The organism is Kitasatospora sp. NPDC091257 (assembly GCF_044757675.1).
Classification (GTDB): domain Bacteria; phylum Actinomycetota; class Actinomycetes; order Streptomycetales; family Streptomycetaceae; genus Kitasatospora; species Kitasatospora lactacystinica.
In genome coordinates, this window is record NZ_JBIVVI010000986.1 from 1 (window position 1) to 3,485 (window position 3,485).

Here is a 3,485-nt window from a genome sequence, read left to right on the forward strand (position 1 = left end):
CCCCCTGCGCCGCGAGCCGCAGGACCTCCGACTCCCGGGGCGTCAGCGGGTTCTCCCGGGTGTCCAGGGCGGCCAGCGCCAGCTCCGGGTCGACGACGCGCTCGCCGGCGGCCACCTTGCGGATCGCCGCCGCCAGCTCCTGCGCCGGGGCGTCCTTCCCGAGGAAGCCGAGCGCGCGGGCGGAGAACGCGGCGCGCAGGTGGGCGGGTCGCACCAGCCCGGTGAGGACCAGCGTCCGGCACCCGGGGAGCTTCTCGTGCAGTTCGGCCGCCGCCCGCAGCCCGTCCAGTCCGGGCAGGTCGATGTCGAGCACCGCGACGTCCGGGCGCACCTCCAGGGCGGTCGGCACCACCAGGTCCCCGCGTTCCACGTCGGCGACGACCTCCAGGTCCTCCTCGTACGCGAGGAGGGCCACCAGCGCGCCGCGCACCATGCTCATGTCCTCTGCCAGCAGGACCCTGATCATCCGTACTCTCCCCCTGTCAGGTGACGGCCACGGGCGGACTTCATTAGACAACAGGCCTTGCCAGGACCGGTTTCCGTGCTTGATCGGCCGCGAGCGGTCCGCCGGTCGGCGTAGCCTTCGTGCATGGCAGAGAGCAAGGTCCGGAAGGCCGCGGCGCAGGAGCCGGTGGCGAAGAAGGCGGCGGTGAAGCCGAGGAAGCCGGAATCGCGCCTGGCGATGGTGCGGCGGGCCCGGCGGATCAACCGCGAGCTGGCGGAGCTGTACCCGTACGCGCATCCGGAGCTGGACTTCGAGAACCCGTTCCAACTGCTGGTGGCCACCGTGCTGTCGGCGCAGACCACCGACCTGCGGGTGAACCAGACCACCCCGGCGCTGTTCGCGAAGTACCCGACGCCGGAGGACATGGCGGCGGCGAACCCGGAGGAGCTGGAGGAGATCATCCGCCCGACCGGCTTCTTCCGGAACAAGGCGAAGTCGCTCCTGGGCCTCTCGATAGCGCTGCGCGACGAGTTCGGCGGCGAGGTCCCCGGCCGGCTGGCCGACCTGGTGACCCTGCCCGGCGTCGGCCGCAAGACCGCCAACGTCGTCCTCGGCAATGCCTTCGGGGTCCCCGGCATCACGGTGGACACCCACTTCGGGCGGCTGGTCCGGCGGTTCGGCTGGACCACCGAGGAGGACCCGGTGAAGGTCGAGGCGGCCGTCGCCGAGATCTTCCCGAAGTCGGAGTGGACGATGCTCTCGCACCGGGTGGTCTTCCACGGCCGCCGGATCTGCCACTCCCAGAAGCCCGCCTGCGGCGCCTGCCCGATCGCGCCGCTCTGCCCCTCGTACGGCGAGGGGGAGACCGACCCGGAGAAGGCACGCAAGCTGTTGAAGTACGAGATGGGCGGCCGGCCCGGGCAGCGGCTCCGGCCGCCGGCCGACTTCCCCGGCGAGGCGGCCGCCCGCGCGGACGCCGCCGGCCACCACGGGCACGTCGCGGACCTGGCGGTGGACGCATGAGCGGGCGGTGGGGCCACCCCGGGCCGGAGGCCGGGGGAGTGGCGCGGGGCATCGAGCCGGACGGGCTGCCGCGCTGGCTGGAACCGGTCCGGGAGGCGGCCGAGCGGGTGCTGCCGGAGCAGCTGAGCCGCTTCCTGCCACCGGCCGAGGGCGGCCGGCCGGCGGCCGTGCTGATGCTGTTCGGCGAGGGACCGGAGGGTCCGGACCTGCTGCTGATCGAGCGGGCCCGCTCGTTGCGCTCGCACGCCGGCCAGCCGTCCTTCCCCGGCGGCGTGCTGGACCCGGAGGACGGCGATCCGAACGGCCCGGGCCCGATCGCGGCGGCGCTGCGCGAAGCCTGGGAGGAGACCGGCCTGGACCCGGCCGGGGTGCAGGTGTTCGCGGAGCTGCCCCGGCTGTACATCCCGGTGAGCAGCTTCGTGGTGACCCCGGTGCTCGGCTGGTGGCGCGAGGAGACGCCGGTGCGCCCGGTGGACGCGGCCGAGACCGGCGCGGTGTTCCGGGTCACGATCACGGAGCTGGCCGACCCGGCGAACCGGGTGCGGCTGCGCCACCCGTCGGGGCACATCGGGCCGGCCTTCGCGGTCGCCGGGCGGCTGGTCTGGGGCTTCACCGCCGGCGTGATCGACCGGGTGCTGCACCACGGCGGCCTGGAACTGCCCTGGGATCCGTCCCGGATCGTCGACCTCTCGGACGACGCGCTGGCCCTGGTCCAGGGAGACCTCGAACACTCCCGGGTGCTGCCGGGCGGCGACGCCGACGCTTCGTGACCGGACGTCGGCGCGTGCGGCGCGCGGACCGTGGGAGGGTGTCCGAGTGAACGTCCTGGATGTGCTGCTGATCGCCGCGGCCGTGGCATTCGCCGTGTCGGGCTATCGGCAGGGCTTCGTGGTCGGCGTGCTCTCGTTGGTCGGCTTCCTCGGCGGCGGCCTGCTCGCCGTCGAGCTGCTGCCGCTGCTGGTGCTCGACCACATCGGCCCGGGCACCACGGCCTCGGTGGTGGCCGTCGTGGTGGTGATCGTCCTCGCCGCGATCGGCCAGGCGATCACCGCGCACTTCGGCTGGAAGCTGCGCGGACACATCGGGCGCCGCCCGGCCCGGGTACTGGACGCGAGCGGCGGCGCGGTGGTGAACGTCGTGTCGATGCTGCTGGTGGCCTGGCTGATCGGTTCGGCACTGGCCGGGGCGTCGCTGCCGACGGTCTCCAAGCAGGTGCGCTCCTCGGCGGTCCTCGGCGGGGTGCAGAACGCGCTGCCCGGCGATGCGCCGAACTGGTTCTCGGACTTCTCCAAGGTGCTCGCCCGCAACGGCTTCCCGCAGGTCTTCAACCCCTTCGAGCACGAGCCGATCACCCAGGTCGACACCCCCGACCCCGCGCTGGCCAACAGCCCGGCGGTGACGCGGGCCCGGCAGAGCCTGGTCAAGGTGGTCGGCACGGCGACCTCCTGCGGCAAGACCCTGGAGGGCAGCGGCTTCGTCTTCGCCCCGCACCGGGTGATGACCAACGCCCACGTGGTCGGCGGGGTCAACGAGCCGACCGTGCAGATCGGCGGGGTCGGCCAGCTGTACGACGCGACGGTGGTCCGCTACGACTGGCAGCGCGACATCGCCGTCCTGGACGTGCCCAAGCTGAACGCGCCCGCACTGACCTTCGCCGGCGAGGCGAAGACCAACGACAGCGCGATCGTGGCCGGCTTCCCGGAGAACGGGGCCTTCAACGTCCAGCCGGCCCGCATCCGCGGCCGGATCCAGGCCAACGGCCCGGACATCTACCACCGCGGCCAGGTGGTCCGCGACGTCTACTCGGTGCGCTCGGTGGTCCGGCAGGGCAACAGCGGCGGCCCGCTGCTCACCCCGGACGGCGAGGTGTACGGCGTGGTCTTCGCCAAGTCGCTGGACAGCGCGGACACCGGCTACGTGCTGACCGCGGCCGAGGTGCGCGAGGACGTCGAGCGGGGCGGCGCCGCGACCGGCCGGGCGGACACCCAGGGGTGCGCGCTCTGACGGGTGCCGGCGG

At 73.6% G+C, this 3,485-nt stretch carries 4 protein-coding genes; 3 read left to right on the forward strand and 1 reads right to left on the reverse strand.

The window, feature by feature from the left end; all coding sequences use genetic code 11:
• The coding region (locus tag ACIQOV_RS33165) for a response regulator (protein ID WP_401054445.1) at positions 1-466 on the reverse strand (466 nt) is incomplete at its 3' end.
• 123 nt (positions 467-589) lie between these two features.
• On the opposite strand from ACIQOV_RS33165, the gene nth reads away from it, so the two are divergent.
• Genes nth through ACIQOV_RS33180 form a run of 3 tightly spaced genes read left to right on the forward strand, consistent with a single transcriptional unit; the run spans position 590 to position 3,472 of the window.
• Positions 590-1,468: an endonuclease III gene (gene nth, locus ACIQOV_RS33170; protein ID WP_380357878.1), complete on the forward strand. Its 879-nt coding sequence runs from the start codon at positions 590-592 to the stop codon at positions 1,466-1,468.
• Positions 1,465-2,238: an NUDIX hydrolase gene (locus ACIQOV_RS33175; protein WP_401054446.1), complete on the forward strand. Its 774-nt coding sequence runs from the start codon at positions 1,465-1,467 to the stop codon at positions 2,236-2,238. The genes nth and ACIQOV_RS33175 overlap by 4 nt, the downstream gene beginning before the upstream one ends.
• A 46-nt stretch (positions 2,239-2,284) precedes the next feature.
• Positions 2,285-3,472: a MarP family serine protease gene (locus ACIQOV_RS33180; RefSeq protein ID WP_380541496.1), complete on the forward strand. Its 1,188-nt coding sequence runs from the start codon at positions 2,285-2,287 to the stop codon at positions 3,470-3,472.
• The last annotated feature ends 13 nt before the right edge of the window (positions 3,473-3,485 follow it).

Bases quoted from the DNA above. Each gene is read 5' to 3' on its own strand.
- ACIQOV_RS33175 (WP_401054446.1), top strand. From the start codon at position 1,465: ATGAGCGGGCGGTGGGGCCACCCCGGGCCGGAGGCCGGGGGAGTGGCG.
- nth (WP_380357878.1), top strand. From the start codon at position 590: ATGGCAGAGAGCAAGGTCCGGAAGGCCGCGGCGCAGGAGCCGGTGGCG.